At 47.0% G+C, this 15,071-nt stretch carries 19 protein-coding genes and 1 rRNA gene; 10 read left to right on the plus strand and 10 right to left on the minus strand.

What is annotated here, in order from left to right:
* Positions 1-30 precede the first annotated feature (30 nt).
* Positions 31-783 carry a sporulation protein gene (locus tag ATH33_RS13315; protein WP_121874507.1) on the plus strand — a complete coding sequence of 251 codons (753 nt, stop codon included), beginning with the start codon at positions 31-33 and terminating at the stop codon, positions 781-783.
* Positions 784-842: 59 nt separating this feature from the next.
* Here the strand turns inward: ATH33_RS13315 and ATH33_RS13320 are convergent, their stop codons facing one another.
* The 6 genes from ATH33_RS13320 to gerPC form a co-directional block, all read right to left on the minus strand.
* A complete protein-coding gene (locus ATH33_RS13320) occupies positions 843-1,610 on the minus strand; it encodes a MurR/RpiR family transcriptional regulator (protein WP_062843400.1) in 768 nt (255 codons plus the stop codon).
* Positions 1,611-1,720: 110 nt separating this feature from the next.
* Positions 1,721-3,067 (minus strand): 6-phospho-alpha-glucosidase, encoded by a 1,347-nt coding sequence (locus ATH33_RS13325; RefSeq protein WP_037996264.1) that lies wholly within the window; start codon positions 3,065-3,067, stop codon positions 1,721-1,723.
* A 147-nt stretch (positions 3,068-3,214) separates the two neighbouring features.
* Positions 3,215-4,807 carry an alpha-glucoside-specific PTS transporter subunit IIBC gene (locus tag ATH33_RS13330; protein ID WP_037996263.1) on the minus strand — a complete coding sequence of 531 codons (1,593 nt, stop codon included), beginning with the start codon at positions 4,805-4,807 and terminating at the stop codon, positions 3,215-3,217.
* Between the two features lie 239 nt (positions 4,808-5,046).
* Positions 5,047-5,370 carry a FluC/FEX family fluoride channel gene (locus tag ATH33_RS13335; protein WP_232335546.1) on the minus strand — a complete coding sequence of 108 codons (324 nt, stop codon included), beginning with the start codon at positions 5,368-5,370 and terminating at the stop codon, positions 5,047-5,049.
* Entirely contained in the window at positions 5,261-5,776 is a 516-nt protein-coding gene (locus ATH33_RS13780) for a fluoride efflux transporter FluC (protein WP_049719607.1), read from the minus strand. The genes ATH33_RS13335 and ATH33_RS13780 overlap by 110 nt, the downstream gene beginning before the upstream one ends.
* 61 nt (positions 5,777-5,837) lie before the next feature.
* The gene (gerPC, locus tag ATH33_RS13345) at positions 5,838-6,155 is read right to left on the minus strand and encodes a spore germination protein GerPC (protein WP_049719608.1); all 318 of its coding nucleotides are present in this window, start codon (positions 6,153-6,155) and stop codon (positions 5,838-5,840) included.
* A 146-nt stretch (positions 6,156-6,301) separates the two neighbouring features.
* Between gerPC and ATH33_RS13350 the strand changes: the two genes are divergently transcribed.
* From ATH33_RS13350 to nth, 6 genes are all read left to right on the plus strand, one after another.
* Positions 6,302-6,709, plus strand: coding sequence for an Hsp20/alpha crystallin family protein (locus ATH33_RS13350; protein ID WP_049719609.1), 408 nt, complete (start codon positions 6,302-6,304; stop codon positions 6,707-6,709).
* 20 nt (positions 6,710-6,729) lie between these two features.
* On the plus strand, positions 6,730-6,936 hold the full coding sequence (locus ATH33_RS13355; protein WP_082240704.1) for a spore germination protein: 207 nt from the start codon (positions 6,730-6,732) through the stop codon (positions 6,934-6,936).
* Positions 6,860-7,120, plus strand: coding sequence for a hypothetical protein (locus tag ATH33_RS13665; protein ID WP_037996256.1), 261 nt, complete (start codon positions 6,860-6,862; stop codon positions 7,118-7,120). The genes ATH33_RS13355 and ATH33_RS13665 overlap by 77 nt, the downstream gene beginning before the upstream one ends.
* A 381-nt stretch (positions 7,121-7,501) precedes the next feature.
* A complete protein-coding gene (bcp, locus tag ATH33_RS13365; RefSeq protein WP_037996254.1) occupies positions 7,502-7,969 on the plus strand; it encodes a thioredoxin-dependent thiol peroxidase in 468 nt (155 codons plus the stop codon).
* 91 nt (positions 7,970-8,060) lie between these two features.
* Positions 8,061-8,831 carry a class I SAM-dependent methyltransferase gene (locus ATH33_RS13370; protein ID WP_037996253.1) on the plus strand — a complete coding sequence of 257 codons (771 nt, stop codon included), beginning with the start codon at positions 8,061-8,063 and terminating at the stop codon, positions 8,829-8,831.
* Positions 8,832-8,850: 19 nt separating this feature from the next.
* Complete coding sequence (gene nth, locus ATH33_RS13375; protein WP_121874508.1) at positions 8,851-9,513, plus strand: endonuclease III; 663 nt, start codon at positions 8,851-8,853, stop codon at positions 9,511-9,513.
* A gap of 65 nt (positions 9,514-9,578) precedes the next feature.
* On the opposite strand, the gene ATH33_RS13380 is transcribed toward nth, so the two are convergent.
* Positions 9,579-9,950 carry a DUF4383 domain-containing protein gene (locus ATH33_RS13380; protein ID WP_049719610.1) on the minus strand — a complete coding sequence of 124 codons (372 nt, stop codon included), beginning with the start codon at positions 9,948-9,950 and terminating at the stop codon, positions 9,579-9,581.
* 229 nt (positions 9,951-10,179) lie between these two features.
* Here ATH33_RS13380 and ATH33_RS13385 point away from each other — a divergent pair, with 229 nt between their 5' ends.
* Positions 10,180-10,617: a Fur family transcriptional regulator gene (locus tag ATH33_RS13385; protein ID WP_037996248.1), complete on the plus strand. Its 438-nt coding sequence runs from the start codon at positions 10,180-10,182 to the stop codon at positions 10,615-10,617.
* Between the two features lie 58 nt (positions 10,618-10,675).
* Here ATH33_RS13385 and ATH33_RS13390 read toward each other — a convergent pair whose 3' ends face one another.
* The 3 genes from ATH33_RS13390 to ATH33_RS13400 form a co-directional block, all read right to left on the minus strand.
* Positions 10,676-12,085: an AMP-binding protein gene (locus ATH33_RS13390; protein WP_049719611.1), complete on the minus strand. Its 1,410-nt coding sequence runs from the start codon at positions 12,083-12,085 to the stop codon at positions 10,676-10,678.
* Between the two features lie 147 nt (positions 12,086-12,232).
* On the minus strand, positions 12,233-12,691 hold the full coding sequence (locus ATH33_RS13395; protein ID WP_249037515.1) for a thiol-disulfide oxidoreductase DCC family protein: 459 nt from the start codon (positions 12,689-12,691) through the stop codon (positions 12,233-12,235).
* The gene (locus ATH33_RS13400) at positions 12,688-13,029 is read right to left on the minus strand and encodes a DUF2614 family zinc ribbon-containing protein (RefSeq protein ID WP_181729141.1); all 342 of its coding nucleotides are present in this window, start codon (positions 13,027-13,029) and stop codon (positions 12,688-12,690) included. Before ATH33_RS13400 ends, ATH33_RS13395 begins: the two co-directional genes overlap by 4 nt.
* 121 nt (positions 13,030-13,150) lie before the next feature.
* Here ATH33_RS13400 and ATH33_RS13405 point away from each other — a divergent pair, with 121 nt between their 5' ends.
* Positions 13,151-14,641: an MDR family MFS transporter gene (locus tag ATH33_RS13405; RefSeq protein WP_062843399.1), complete on the plus strand. Its 1,491-nt coding sequence runs from the start codon at positions 13,151-13,153 to the stop codon at positions 14,639-14,641.
* A 195-nt stretch (positions 14,642-14,836) separates the two neighbouring features.
* Positions 14,837-15,071: ribosomal RNA gene (locus tag ATH33_RS13410) — 16S ribosomal RNA — on the plus strand; the annotation flags it as partial.

The raw sequence follows: 15,071 nt of genomic DNA on the forward strand, positions 1-15,071 counted from the left end.
GATGCTTATTTGGGATTGGAGTGAGAAAGCATGTTTAACAAAGTGTTAGCCGGCTTGGGTGTCGGAGCCGCCAAGGTGGACACCCGGCTTGAAAAATCAACGTACCGCCAAGGAGAAATGATTAAAGGGGAAATATTTATTCAAGGCGGGCAAACGGAACAACGAATTGATGAAATCTATTTGTACCTGATTGTCCGGTATCATCATGAAGGAAAAGATCAAAAGCATGTCATCAGCCAGTTTCGGATCACGGACACATTTGAAATCGGAGAAAGGGAGAGCAGAGTGATTCCGTTTGAAATTGAAATGCCGTTGGATGCCCCGATTTCAACCGGAGGGTGCCCCATCTATTTAAAAACCGGACTGGATATCAAAATGGCGATCGACCCGAAAGATACCGACGGCATCGAAGTTCTTCCCCATCCGTTGGTGGACAAAGTGCTGCATGCGGCGGAAAATGTCGGATTTCGGTTGACCAGTGTCGACTATGCGTTTGACAAATTTTATTCCCGCCATCCTTTTGTGCAGGAATATCGCATGACGCCAATGGGCAAGTATGAAGAGTATTTTGATGACATCAGCATGGTTTTTTATCCCGATCATGATTCGTTGGATGTTATCATGACTTTGGACCGCAAAGCCATTGATTTGATGAGTTCGATGGAAGAAGCGCTGAATCTGGATGAGCGGCTGATGAGATTTACGGTGACAAGAGAAGAGCTGGAAGATAAAGAGAACCCGTTTGAGGAAAGATTCACCGAAATCGTGGAGCAGTATATTTAACGGGCAAATCCCCGGATTCCTGTGGATAAGGCGTTCCACCATGAAGTGGAATGCCTTTTTCAGTTGGTTTCTTCTTTTTTCTGATTGATGAAATCCACATAATGGCTGAATATCGCTTCCACGATCATGAAAAAGGAAGCAAAGGTATCCAGATGAATTCCGTTATGGATGGAAATGGTCGAGCTTCTGGCATACAAATGATACGGAGTCATTTTGGCCAGCCGGTTATTGACCAGATTCGTGACGGAAACAAAAGGAACGCCTTTGGCCACCAAGGTTTGTACGGCGGGAAAGATGGACGGGGTGTCTCCCGATAAAGAAAAAATAAAGACCAGGTCGTTTTTTGTCATATCCTTGACGACGATTTCAAATTCAGAGTGAGAGGGAATCACATTCATATACTTTTGAAGAGGCAGAAACATCCGGTGCAGTTCCAATGCACAATTCCGCTGGGCATTTCCCGTGCCAAAAACAAATAATTTCTGCGCCTCATCGATTAATCTGCAAATGTCCGAAAAGTCCTTGGTCTGTATATATTTCATGGTCTCGCGAAAGTCTTCTTCCAGAATTTCAATACTGCTTTTATTTTTCACTGTTTTATCCTGGTTCTGCCATTTCAAAAAAATGCGAAACTCACTGTAACCGGTAAAGTCCAGCTTTTGTGCCAGACGCAAGATGGAAGAGCGGGACACATTGCACCGGTCGGCCAGATGATTAATCCCCAATTGATAGCACGTATCTTTGTGATTCATAATGTATCTCAAAATGTGTAAATCGGTTTCATTGAGCTTGTTGTAATGTTCATTGATAAGTTCTTCTAATGTCAAATGATTCTCCTCCCTGCACCAAGAGAATTCCTTTATAAAAATTAAAACAAAAAGTGCAAAGAGGTACAAGCTCTTTGCACTTTCCGTCCGTATGGTGTACGGATCCCTGTTTATAAATCTTCACGCACGACGACATCCTCTTTGTGCAGTTTTGGCCAATAATCTTTGTTTGCCTCAATCAAGTCATCCAGGATGGCTTTGGCCACTTTGGCGCTGGGAACGGTTTTGGATAAGGTGAGGGCTTGCCACAATTTTTGATAAGAGCGGGTGATCCAGGCTTCGACCACGAGTTTTTCAACGGAAACTTGCTGTTCCATCAATCCTTTTTGGAATTGCGGGATTTCTCCGATGGCGATGCGTTCGGGCCCGTTGCTTCCCACGATACAGGGAATTTCCACCATGGCGGTCGGATCGAAATTGGAGATGGCCCCTTGGTTTTCAACAATCAACAACATCCGCTCTTGTGTGTTGAATGCGATGGCGCGTGCCAGATCCACGATATAGGAAGCGTGTTCGTCAACATGCAGTTTGGAACCTTGGGTTGATTGGTTTTCGATGATTTTTTGGCACTCACCGAACACAAATTTTTCCCGGCCCTCCATGACTTCATTGGCCCGCGTGTATTCCGGGTTGGAATGTTCAAACACATAATCCGGGTAAAAATAATATTTCAAATACGTATTCGGCAGGGTGTCCGGATCCAGTGCGTAGACATCGCGGGCTTTTAAAAAGGTGTCGCTCCAGCTTGCGTCGGCATCATCTTTGGGGACGGTGTAACCGTGTTTTCGGACATGTTCTTTCAGTTTGGGTATCAAATCGTTCCCGTTTTGATCACGGATATCCGTCCACCAGCCGAAATGATTCAATCCGTAATAACGGACCTTCATTTCCTTGCGGCTTTTAAGTCCCAGAATTTGAGCCATGCGGTTTTCAATGCCGATGGGCATGTCGCAGATGTTGAGCACTTTGGAATCCGGTCTCAGGCGCCGGGTGGCCTCGGCGACAATGGCCGCCGGATTGGAGTAGTTTAACATCCATGCATCGGGAGAGTATTTTTCCATGTAGTCGATCAATTCTAAGACTCCCCCGATGGAGCGCATGCCGTAGGCAATTCCTCCGGGGCCGCATGTTTCTTGACCAAATACGCCATGTTTCAACGGGATTTTTTCGTCCAGTTCCCGCATCGCATATTTTCCAACCCGAATGTGTGCCATGACGAAGTCGACGTCGGTGAATGCTGCTTCCGGATCGGTGGTGGCCAAAAACTCGATTCCCGGCGCTTTTTCTTTCAGGATGATTTTGCAGGCTTCGGCAATCGTCGACTGGCGGGCTGCATCATTATCGTAAAGTTTTAATTTCTGAATCGGAAATTGATTCAAATTTTCAAGAAGCATCAAGACAATTCCCGGTGTAAAGGTGCTGCCTCCTCCGGCAATGACAATGGAGAATTTTTTCATTTTGCTGATTCCTCCTTATTTTTGTGACCGCTTACAACTCAGTTATAACAACCTGGTGACGAGAGAACAACAGATCGGGCGGATGCTGTTCATAATCACACATCTTGTTATTTTTCACGTGAGTATGGAAATTTTCCCGCCACCATTTTATGCATTTTCCCGGTTTGGATGATTCAACAGGTTCTCAAACTGTTCCCGGATCTGCGGGGAAGACAAACCGACGATGACCTGGATGGCTTTTCCGTTTTTAACGACCCCGTGGGCCCCGGCGGAGAGGAATTGTTTGTCCGGTGCCGTTTTGGTTTCATCATGCACAGTGACGCGCAATCTTGTGGCGCAGTTGGTCACTTCCGCAATATTGTCCGGCCCGCCCAATGCTTCCAAAAACCGGGTGGCTTTTTCCGCATAATCATTTTTCTTTTGCTTGGCCGCTTGTTTTTCTTGGAAATCTTTTTTGGTGTACAGTTTGGTTTCCTGTTCTTCGTCATCTTCACGGCCCGGCGTTTTCACATCCAGTTTCAAAATCAAATAGCGGAACAGGAAGAAATAGATTGCCGTAAAGATCAAGCCGACTACGATTTGAGCCAAATAAGTGGCGCTGTGGTATTTAAACAGCGGAATCCAGTTTTGGATGGCCACTTCAAGCAATCCGCCCCCCATATTTCCGGAAACCCCGAGGGAGTATATGATGGTGGACATGGTTGCCGCCAGGAGGGCATGAATCAGAAAGAGAACCGGCGCAACGAACAAAAAGGTGAATTCAATTGGTTCCGTGATTCCGGCGATCACAGAAGTGAGTGTTGCCGCGATCAACATCCCGGAGATGATTTTTTTCTTAGAGGATTTGGCCGTGACATACATGGCCAGTGCAATGCCTGGAATTCCGAATATTTTTGAAAGTCCGTGCAAAGCAAAACCGCCTTCCGGGAACATTTCCTTTAATGATTGCGAATTGGTGGCAAATTCGCTCAAATGTTCCACCCAATATTTTACGATTCCGCCGTCCACCACGGCCGGACCGAAGACGAAAGGACCGTAAATAAAGTGGTGCAATCCGGTCGGGATCAAAATCCGCTCAAGAAATGTATATAACCAGACACCCAAGGCCCCTGACGAAGCAAGGAACCCTTGCATGGAAGCGATGCCTTTTTGAATGACCGGCCAACCCCAGGATGTGAGGAGTGCCAAAGGCAGCATGATAAAAAAACTGAGGATGACGACATAGGAGGTCCCTTGAAAAATCCCCAAAAAATCAGGCAACTTTTTATCGAAATAACGGTTATGAAGATAAACGACGATAGCAGAAATAAGGATGGCTCCAATGATATTGGTGTCTAACGTTTTAATGCCGGCGATTTCCGTCAGTCCGCTCACTCCGCCCGCTTCTTGTTCAAAATCAACGCCAAATTGGGGTCCCCAAATCGTCAAAATGGCATTGATAAAATAGTTAAAGGTCAGATAAGAGATCAAAGAAGCCAAAACGGCTCTGGCTTGGGCCTTTTTGGCCAGGCCGATCGGGAGGCCCACCGCGAACAGCAAAGGCATTTGTTTGAACACCGCCCAGCCGCCTGCTTCGATCACGGTCCAAAATTTGTACCAAAAGCTATCGGGATGTGCAAGGGCATTCATAATATCCTGATTTTTCAGCAGGGTGGTCAGCCCGACCATGATCCCGGCAAAGGGGAATAACAGAACGGGTACAAACATGGCTGCCCCGAAGCGCTGGAACTTTTGCAGCATGGAAATCACTCCTTTTTTTAATTTACATAGCATGTTTTTCTGAGATTTTTGTTATCTTTTAATTGAGATGCGAACAAATTGTTAACGCTTACAAATAAAATATCTTATAATTCACGTTCCAACAATTGTTTTTGCTCATTTTGAAACAGAATCACTTTTTTTGTACATTTTCACACTGCATAAAAACTTTCCCATAAAAAAACTCCATGGCTGGCTTGCGCCTGTACCATAGAATTTTTTTACGAAACCATGCCGGAGGAGATGTGAAAACCGGACCAAACCAAAAACAAACCGAGGAAAAGGCTGGAGAGGAGATAAGCCCAAAATTTCCCCTTTCGCTTTTGTTGCCGGAGCCTCTCCGCTTCATATGAAAAAGTGGAAAAGGTGGTGTAACCGCCGAGAAAACCCGCTACAAACGGACGGTTTGCCATCATCCAGGCGACCGGCAACCGGTCATGAACCCATCCCAAATAAAGCCCCATGATGAAACAACCAGTCATATTGACAAGAAATGTTCCGAGCGGAAATTTCCCATCCCGGGCGGGAAACGCCTCCGTGACCAGCCAACGGCATATGGCTCCGATTCCCCCGCCCAAAGCAATCCACATCATTTCCAACCGGCTTTCCCCCTTTGGGCCAGCCAAACCCCCAGGCGGCAAAAAGCAGGCCGCCCGTGGCGGTGACGACGATATAAAAAAGGGATAAAAGCGGAGGCAAGAGATGGGTTTCCACGCACAGTGTTGAAAAAGTGGTGTATGCTCCCAAAAGTCCGGTGCCCAATCCTTTTTGCCAAACAGGAGAAAAAGCGGTTTTCGTTTGTTCATTCAACCAGGCCAACCCGAGACAGCCTGTCCAATTGGCGATCAAGGTTCCGAACGGAAAAACGGGGTCATTAAAAGCCTGCGCCACCCCAAAGCGGAGCAAGGTTCCGACGGCACCGCCGATCCCGACAGCAATGATCATTCTCATACCGGCAGCTCCTTCGCTTTTTTTGGTTTAAGATTAGATCAAATTGCAACTGCCGGCAACATTATGAAGAAGATTCCGCCGGTTCCTGTTTTTCTTCTTCGTCTTCCACCACGATTTGGGAAGCGTGGTTGTCTACCATTTTTTCAATGATTTCTCCCACACCGGCATCTTCTCCGTTGGCGGTCAGTCCGATATTTAAAGTCCCGCTTAACGTTTGGACATGCAATTCGTGGATTTTATATTCCATTTTTTCGATGTGCACGGGTTTCAGTTGCTCTAGGTCCTCTTTCAGTTGATGGTTTTCTTGTTGCAGGCGCCGGATTTCTTGTTCCAAATCTTTTAGCCGTTGATCTATCCAATCAAGCGGATGCTGGTACATGCGAACCATTCCCCCGGATTCTTTTTATCCTTGTTCCATTATATGATGAGGGTCTCTTAATTCATGCCCTCCTTGTGACAAGACGGGCCCGCATCGAATAAAATATGGGCATCATACCAATGTACCGGCAAAAGGAGAGATGATGGGTGAAAAATACTTTCCGCAAAATGCCCTGGCATGAGCTGGCCCGTCAATTTTTGGGGGAGGACTTTTTTGAAGACATGCAAACGGCGGCCCGTCAAGATGAACCTGCAGCCGATGTTTATCACGGGGAAAATGAAGTGATTGTGGTGGTCAATTTGCCCGGACTGGAAAACGTTCATGCTTTGGATTTGAAATTGGAAGGAAACAATTTGATCATTCAAGGGGATTATCCGTCTCCGTATGAGGGGTATCAAACCATCTTCTCAGAAAGAAAAAAAGGCATGTTTCAAAAGGTGATTCCTTTACAGGCATCGGTATCCAAAAGATACACGCATGCCAGATACCGCCGGGGGGTTTTGGAAATCCGTTTTCCGAAGAAGCCAAGGCAGACCCGATCCCTGCAAATATGACACCATGAGGAGGGGAAAGCGTGGGGACCATCAATAACATTCTGAACATCAAAATCAACAATATAAGTAACTCAGGTTCAGTCAATTTTGGAAACACGATCAATGTGGGGAATGACAGCTTGACCAAATCGTTGGGAGGATCTTCACCGATTGGCGATTTTCCAAAGAATTTGGATTTTGAGCGGAATGTATATTTTGATCCCGATCAATTTGATCAAAACGATTGAGGTGGTTTTCTTGTTGAAAGTGTGTATTCAATCCATTCGGATTTATACGGTGGGAGATGCCGGATCGTTTAACGTGGGAACAACTTTAAATATCATTTCAAAAAAGGGAGGAGGGGAAGAAGCTCCGCAACAGGTAGAAACGCCCACACCGGAGCCGACACCTCCGACCACCATGTCTGCCTGAACTGTGGTTTGTATTTTTCTCGTTTGCGGACCGTCAGGAGAAAAAGAATTCTTTCGGGATGCTTGAACCATCGGGCAAATCCCGGTCGGACAAGCAAGAGGGAACGGATTTTTGAACGAATTCTTTTTCCTCAAGCGGAAGGAGGTTGGGATTCTCTCGCAGGGCCCATTAGCAAAAGCTGTTTTCTTCGCTTGGTCATCCGTGGTCACCATCGTGATGGTTGTGAAGTGATCAGGAATTATTTTTATTATAAATCCAATCGTGTTTATTACGATTAATTCATTTCCGTAACCTTACGGTAAGGGCTGAACGTTTCTTCTCCTTCTGAGAAGTGTTAAAATATGTTTACCGTTTTCGGAAGCATTCAGGAGGTGGATTCCTATGGTCAAAGAAGGAGATCATGCCATTGACTTTACGCTTGAAGCCACAAACGGGGAAACCGTGACTTTATCTGATTTCAAAGGCAAAAATGTGGTTCTGTTTTTTTACCCCAAGGATCAGACACCGGGCTGTACCAGGGAAGCTTGCGACTTTCGGGATGCCTATCAGGAATTTTCGGATCTCAACACCGTGATTTTGGGAATCAGCAAAGATTCCATTGCTTCCCATCAAAAGTTCGTTGAAAAGCAGAATTTGCCTTTCCTTTTGTTGAGTGACCCGGAGGGAGAGGTTTGTGAAAAATACGGAGTGATCAAAGATAAAAACATGTTTGGAAGAAAGTACAAGGGAATTGAACGATCCACATTTGTGATTGATAAAGAGGGGAAGATTGCCAAAGCTTACCGGAAAGTGAAGGTTGCAGATCATGTGCAGGAAGTTCTGCAGTTTGTCAAAGAAAACTTACAGTAGGACGGTAAGAAGGGTTTCCCGGTGAAACCCTTCTGATCAATTGTTTTGGTGGTTTCATTGATTTTTGCCGTTGGACGGACGGAGGTGGAACATGGATTTCCATACATATGATTGGCCGGACTATTATGACTGGACTTCAACGGGGCTGGATCATGACATCACTTACTACACCGAACTGGCCAAACAACAGGGCGGTCCCGTTTTGGAATTGGGCTGCGGAACCGGCCGGTGCACCCTTGCGATTGCGCGGGAAGGAATCCCCGTCGTCGGGTTGGATTTGAGCGAACCGATGTTAAAAAGGGCCGAAAAAAAGGCTAAAGAGATGAATTTGGACGGGGAAACCGAGTGGGTTCACGGCAATATGGCGGACTTCCGTCTGGACCGGAAGTTCCCCCTGATCATCATTCCTTACCGGTCTTTTTTGCATCTGTTGACGGTGCGGGATCAGGTCAATGCGTTGAAATGCATTCGTCATCATTTGACGGATGATGGGATTTTGGCCTTTAATGTTTTTGTCCCGTTCATCAAGCATTTATATGAAATGGATAATCAGTATGCCTACAGAGGAACGTTTCCTGTGCCGGGGACGGAAGAAACGGTTGAGCTTTATGACTTTACTGAATTTGATCATTTTTCCCAGCTGGCTCATGTTATTCGTTATTTTGAGCACTACAGCCCGTCCGGCCGGCTCATGGAGCGGATCCGGACCACCTTTCGCTTAAGGTACATTTATCCGTCGGAACTGAATCATTTGCTCACTTTCTGCGGATTTAAAGTGGTCCGGCGGTATGGGAACTTTCGTTATCAGCCTTTTGACAACCGGAGCCAGGAATTGATCATCGAAGCAGTCAAACGCAAATAGACAAGAAAGAGGGAGTGTTTTGAAACCGAAACCGAAACGAATCCAAACAGGGAAGATCCTGGAGCTTTTGGAGCAGATGTACCCGGACGCTCATTGTGAACTCAATTTCAAAAATCCGTTCGAACTTTTGATTGCCACGATTCTGTCTGCGCAATCCACGGACAAACAAGTGAATAAAATCACCAAACCCCTGTTTGCCAAGTTTCCGACCCCGTATGATTTCATCACATTGACTGAGGAAGAGTTGGCTGAACACATTCGCGGGATCGGGCTGTTCCGGAATAAAAGCAAAAATATCCTGCAAACTTGCAGGATTCTGGTTGAAGAATATGAAGGGGAAGTTCCGCAACAGAGAGAGAAGCTGGAAGCATTGCCGGGGGTCGGCCGCAAAACGGCCAATGTGGTGCTTTCCAATGCTTTTGGTGTCCCGGCCTTGGCAGTGGACACGCATGTGCACCGGGTGGCCAATCGTTTGGCATTGGCAGACAGCAAGACCCCGCTTGAAACCGAACGCCAATTAACGCGAAAAATTCCCCGCAACCAGTGGAGTGATACCCATCACCGCCTGATCTGGCACGGCCGTCGTTGTTGCACGGCCCGGAATCCCAAATGTGATATTTGTGATTTACTTCCTTATTGCTGGTATGGAAAAAACCGGGGAGATGTTCCGGAAAAGAAATGACCCCCCGGTATAAAAAAACAGGCATGAATTGCCGCCGGCCGGGCATCATGCCTTTGGTGAAAGGTTCAAGTGTTTGCTTGTTCCTTTTTTTCTTGTTTTTGGCTGATCCGCTCGTGGACAAATCCGAGGTAAAGTGCACCCAAAGCGACGATGAAATTAAAGATTTCGGTGGTAAGAGTAATGTTTACAAGGCCGAAGAGTTGGTCGCTGAATAAACCGTAAACGGCCAGCAAACCATAAAGGATACCAAAGACTCTCATGGCAAGCCGGTCCCAATTTTCTTTCAGACTCGCCCCCAAATAGATCAGACCGCTCAACAAGTGAATGAGATTGTGCGTGAGCGTCAATTGGAGGGACTCATTGGATGACAGGAAGAAACCGGCGATCCCAATCAGTGTGAGAACTCCTCCGTAAATTTGCGACCATAATTTCAACATGGAATTCACTCACTTTCTTTTTTTGTTTTTTGGTGGATATATATGATCTTTTTTTCCGGAACATGCTCATTTGAGGGAAGAATGTGAACCGGCGGGGGGGATTCAAGAGAAAGTGCGGGCGCTGAAACCGCATTGACAAGAAGGCAAAACAAGAAGTAGACTAATTATATATATTATTAAATTAGAATCGTTCCTTTTTGCTGCGAACATATTAGAGAGGTGGAAATAGATGAGTAACAGCCGACTAGAGAAGGCTGTTGAAACCCTGAAAGAGAATGGTGTGCGTATGACGCCGCAACGCCATGCGATTCTCAATTACCTTTATTCAACCATGGGACATCCAACAGCTGATGAGATTTACAAGTCATTGGAAGGCACTTTTCCCAATATGAGTGTTGCCACGGTTTATAATAATTTGCGGTTGTTTAAAGATGCCGGCTTGGTTCGTGAATTGACGTACGGAGATTCTTCCAGCCGTTTTGATGCCAATATGATGGATCATTATCATGTGATTTGCCGGAAATGCGGCAAAATCACGGATTTTGACCACATGCCTCTTCTTGAGATTGAAAGAAAAGCGGCGGAAATCACCAACTATCAGGTTCACACCCACCGCTTGGAAATATACGGAATTTGTCCGGATTGCCAAATGAAATCGAAACAGTAAACACCCTGCCCCGTTTGGAAGCAGGGTTTTTTTAGGGGCTGAAACCAGCCATCGGCTCTTAGTGGACGGCGGTCGGCAAAACGGCTTTTTGGGGATCCAGTTCCACCTTGCGGCGAAGATTGTGCAACGTGCCATCGGCATCCATTTCCGCGTGATCCCCGGTGCTGATCCATCCGTTGGTATAAACGTTGGTGTCTGATAAGGGGATCTTGTAATAACCCGAAATGACTTGCGGGATTTTAATCATCAATTCCCCGTCGGCTTGAATGCGGAGTTCGATCCCCGGGAGGGGTTTCCCCGCCGTTTTCGGTTGCGGGCAGGACAGGTTGGTTGCGGAAATGACTGAAGCGCATTCGGTTAGGTAATACGATTCTACCACCGGCAGATTGATGCACCAGAAAAAGCGATGAACTTTTTCATTCAAAGGAGCCCCTCCGGATAGAATAAACCGGACCCGTCCGCCCAATTGCTTTTGAAGAGGCGCAAACAAGAGGGTTTGTGATATGGAATGATGCAGTTGCAAAGATGAAGGGACGGACCAGTTGTATCCTTTTCTTTTCAATCCGTATATTTTCTCTGCTTGTCGCAGGGCGTGTTGAAATAAATATTTTTTTGCCGGAGACGATTGGATCTGTTTATTCAAATACTCATAGATGGTGTGCACCAAAACCGGCGACAAAGAGAACAGCGTCGGTTTGATCCGTTTGCTGGCTTTCACCCAGTTGGCATCCCTGGCGATGTAAGTGATCTCCGCTCCTGTTGCCAGCGGGGCCAGGTACCCGGCAATCCGCTCGAAAGGATGGGACAGGGATAACACCGACAGCAGATGGTCGTGTTTTGTATATGGGATCACGTACAGAAAACTCTGGAGATTATTCAGAATATTCCCGTGTGAAAGCAGAACCCCTTTTTCGGTTTTCGTTTTGTCATTCGGGTAATAAATAATCGCGACATCCGAAGGCTGGATGGAGGGATAGGCCCATTCCTGCTCTTCGTTTGCAATCGATTGGCCGATTTGGATAATGGTTTCAAATTGCAAAGCTCCAAGAGATCCATCGGCTTTTCCGTTTAGCAAAATGGAATGTTGTAGCAGGTTGGATGCACCTTTTACCTTTTCCAGCAATTCATACCGATCCGTAATGATCCCTGTCGCATCGGCGTGTCTCAAAATTTTTCGGATCTGATCGGGATGCCGGTTAGGATGAATCGGCACGCTTGTGGCTCCCAAGCTTAAAACGGCAAATTCACAGATCACCCAGCGGGGGTGATTTTCTGCGATGATAGCAATCTTTGCGCCAGAGCGGATTCCGATTTTTTCCAAACCGAACGCAAAATCCCGGATCATGTTCCAAAGGCGTTGATAACTCAATTTATGTAACTCATCATTTTCTTCCCAAGAGAGTGCCGTTCGTTCCGGAAACCGTTTGACGGTTCGCGACAACATTTCCAGAAGATTATGTGATTTCACGTGTTTTGCCTCCTTTTCTTTCAATACATACATAGTCCGGATCGGATGCATATCATCGGAGGACTTTACGCATAGTTGTTCGAGAAAACTCGGTGGAATCCTTTTTTTGTAAGAAAAAAGAAAAAACCAACAAATCGTTGGTTTGGATTAGAAAGAATCTTCTTTTTCCAAAACATACTTCAGGCGTCTTTTTTGTTGTTCCGGGGTGGGGACCGGACAAGTTTGCTTTTTCCGGTTCCAGCGATGGCGGTTTCTTGCCGCAACCCGGTAGACCGCATCGCGCAAGGGGCGTGGAATGAGGAAAAACAGCCTGGTGAAGACTGAAAAACGGGGTAATCTCTGTAATATGCGAAGAACCGCCGTGGACCGGATGAAATAACGCCCTTGTTCAATGAGAATGACCGAGTCAAGCGCAGAAAAAGGGACTCCAAGGTTTCGGGAAAGCCATTCGCTTTCTTCGGATTGCAAGGAGGCAAACCGAAAATAACCTTGGGAATCCCGTTGAATGATCCACCGCACCCATCCGTCGCAGAAGGAGCAGTCCCCGTCAAACAAAATGATCCCGTAATGCTTCAGGGAAGACGGAAGAAGGTTTTTATGGTTCACTTTTCCATGCTCCCGTCGGATGACCCGGAAAGTGCTTCCGCCGGAGCATCTTTCGGATCCAGGGACAAGATGGCTTTACAGTGCATGCATTCGTCTTTTTTGCCCAAAATTTTGGTCGGTTTGTTGCAGGAAGGGCAAACGACCTGCACCGAGTGTGTGGAAAGAATGCCGACCCAAAAGTAGATCCCCACACTGGCCAAAACGAAAATCATACCGAGGACAAAAAACAAGACCATCAAGCTTTCAAAGAAGAAACCCAGGTACATGACCCCGACTCCGACAAAGATCAAAAGCATGGCAAAAGTGCGTATTTTATTCAGTTTCCCGGACAGCAGCATGATGCTCCTCCTTCAAGTTGAAATCAGCTAGATTTTATCATGAACCGATTTTTTGTACAATGTAACAGTGGTTGATGGGACCGGCGGAATAATGATTGCATGAAATGTGAGGGGGACGGAAATGTCAGACAGAAAAAAAGTGACCGTGGCCATGTTGATTGCCACGTTTTTGTCAGCGATTGAAGTGACGGTGGTCAGCACGGCGATCCCGCGTATTGCCAGCGATTTGGGGGGGATTCAATATATCAGTTGGGTATTTGCCGCCTATTTGCTGGCATCGACGGTGACCATTCCGATCTTCGGGAAGCTTGCGGATCTGTTCGGGCGTAAGCGGGTTTTTATGTTCGGGGGAATTGTGTTTTTGATTGGTTCCATGCTGTCGGGAACCGCCGGTTCCATGACTTGGCTGATCTGGTTCCGGGCGGTGCAAGGAGTCGGGGCCGGTGCGCTGAATCCGACCACGTTTACCATTATCGGGGATCTTTACCCGTATGAGCAGCGGGCCAAAGTGCAGGGGTTATTCAGTTCGGTTTGGGGATTGGCCGGGTTGGTCGGCCCTTTGATCGGAGGTTTTTTGGTTGATTATGTTTCCTGGCGGTGGATTTTTTATATCAATTTGCCCTTCGGGTTGCTTGCCATGTTGATGGTGATGTTGTTCTTAAAGGAGGAAGGGGAAATAAAGGAAAAGCCGGAAGTGGATTACTTGGGCGCTTTGACTTTTTTCATTGCAGTCACTTCTTTGTTGTTTGTGCTTTCGGTCGGGGGAACGGAAGTCTCTTGGACCACTCCTTATTTGCAGGGACTTGCGGCTGCAGGGGGGATCGGTTTTATCCTGTTTTTTTGGATTGAGGCCAAGGCTCGCGAACCGATGCTTCCGCTCCGCTTGTTCCAGATCCCGTCCATCTTGGTGGCGAATGTCATTTCCTTTTTGGCCAGTTCGATTTTGATTGCTTTAAATGTATATACACCTTTATGGGTGCAAGGGGTGATCGGTTACGGTGCCGCCGGGTCGGGAATGGTTTTGTTGCCCATGTCGCTTGCCTGGATGTCGGGGGCGTTTGTTGGCGGACGGTTGATGTTGAAAACGGGCCCCCGCCTGACAGCGTTTTTCGGCATGCTATTTATATTGGCGGGATGTCTGGCTTTGGGCAACATTGATATTCACACCCCGGGTTGGATCTTGCCGGTTGTCATGTTGGCGAACGGATTCGGCTTCGGTTTTGTGATGACGGTTTGCACGGTGATTGTCCAATCCTCTGTAAAATGGAACCTGCGCGCAACGGCCACCGCGTCCAACACCTTTTTGCGCTCACTTGGACAAACGGTGGGGGTTACGGTGTTTGGAGCGCTGTTTAACCTGTCATTGCAAAATAATGCATGGAATCAAAAAATGCAGATCCCGGTTTCCGAAATCAACCGCCTGCTGGATGCACACGGATTGTCCGCGGTTCCGGAAGGGCTTTTGTCGGGTTTGCGCGAAACATTGGCACTGGGCATGCATCATATTTTTTTAATTTTAATCGGAATTGCGGTGGTCAACCTGGGCTTGACGTTGGCTTTGCCGGCAGGAAAGCCGGATGTTCAGGCAAGGACAGTGAGTGATCGGGCATAGAAGGAGACGACTGTCTCCTTCTTCTGTTCATTGGGAATAAAATTTTTTAAAAAAGTGTTGACTTGTGTCGGGGAAGATGATAATATCATATTTGTCGCCGCGAGAGAGCGGCACAAACAAAGTGAAATGAAGTGTTCCTTGAAAACTGAAGAGTGAAGACATGACTCGTTAATTCTTGAGAGTTCACATCAAACTTTTTTGGAGAGTTTGATCCTGGCTCAGGATGAACGCTGGCGGCGTGCCTAATACATGCAAGTCGAGCGGGAGAATCATCCTTCGGGATGAGGATCCAGCGGCGAACGGGTGAGTAACACGTGGGCAACCTGCCCGCAAGACCGGGATAACTCCGGGAAACCGGGGCTAATACCGGATAGTCCTTTTCCCCGCATGGGGAAAAGGGGAAAGGCGGCTTCGGCTGTCACTTGCGGAT

This window comes from Thermoactinomyces vulgaris (genome assembly GCF_003688725.1).
GTDB lineage: Bacteria > Bacillota > Bacilli > Thermoactinomycetales > Thermoactinomycetaceae > Thermoactinomyces > Thermoactinomyces vulgaris.

Coding starts and splice junctions, on each gene's coding strand:
- ATH33_RS13315 (WP_121874507.1), top strand. CDS start 31: ATGTTTAACAAAGTGTTAGCCGGCTTGGGTGTCGGAGCCGCCAAGGTG.
- ATH33_RS13325 (WP_037996264.1), bottom strand. CDS start 3,067: ATGAAAAAATTCTCCATTGTCATTGCCGGAGGAGGCAGCACCTTTACA.
- ATH33_RS13330 (WP_037996263.1), bottom strand. CDS start 4,807: ATGCTGCAAAAGTTCCAGCGCTTCGGGGCAGCCATGTTTGTACCCGTT.
- ATH33_RS13780 (WP_049719607.1), bottom strand. CDS start 5,776: ATGAGAATGATCATTGCTGTCGGGATCGGCGGTGCCGTCGGAACCTTG.
- gerPC (WP_049719608.1), bottom strand. CDS start 6,155: ATGTACCAGCATCCGCTTGATTGGATAGATCAACGGCTAAAAGATTTG.
- bcp (WP_037996254.1), top strand. CDS start 7,502: ATGGTCAAAGAAGGAGATCATGCCATTGACTTTACGCTTGAAGCCACA.
- ATH33_RS13370 (WP_037996253.1), top strand. CDS start 8,061: ATGGATTTCCATACATATGATTGGCCGGACTATTATGACTGGACTTCA.
- ATH33_RS13380 (WP_049719610.1), bottom strand. CDS start 9,950: ATGTTGAAATTATGGTCGCAAATTTACGGAGGAGTTCTCACACTGATT.
- ATH33_RS13385 (WP_037996248.1), top strand. CDS start 10,180: ATGAGTAACAGCCGACTAGAGAAGGCTGTTGAAACCCTGAAAGAGAAT.
- ATH33_RS13400 (WP_181729141.1), bottom strand. CDS start 13,029: ATGCTGCTGTCCGGGAAACTGAATAAAATACGCACTTTTGCCATGCTT.
- ATH33_RS13405 (WP_062843399.1), top strand. CDS start 13,151: ATGTCAGACAGAAAAAAAGTGACCGTGGCCATGTTGATTGCCACGTTT.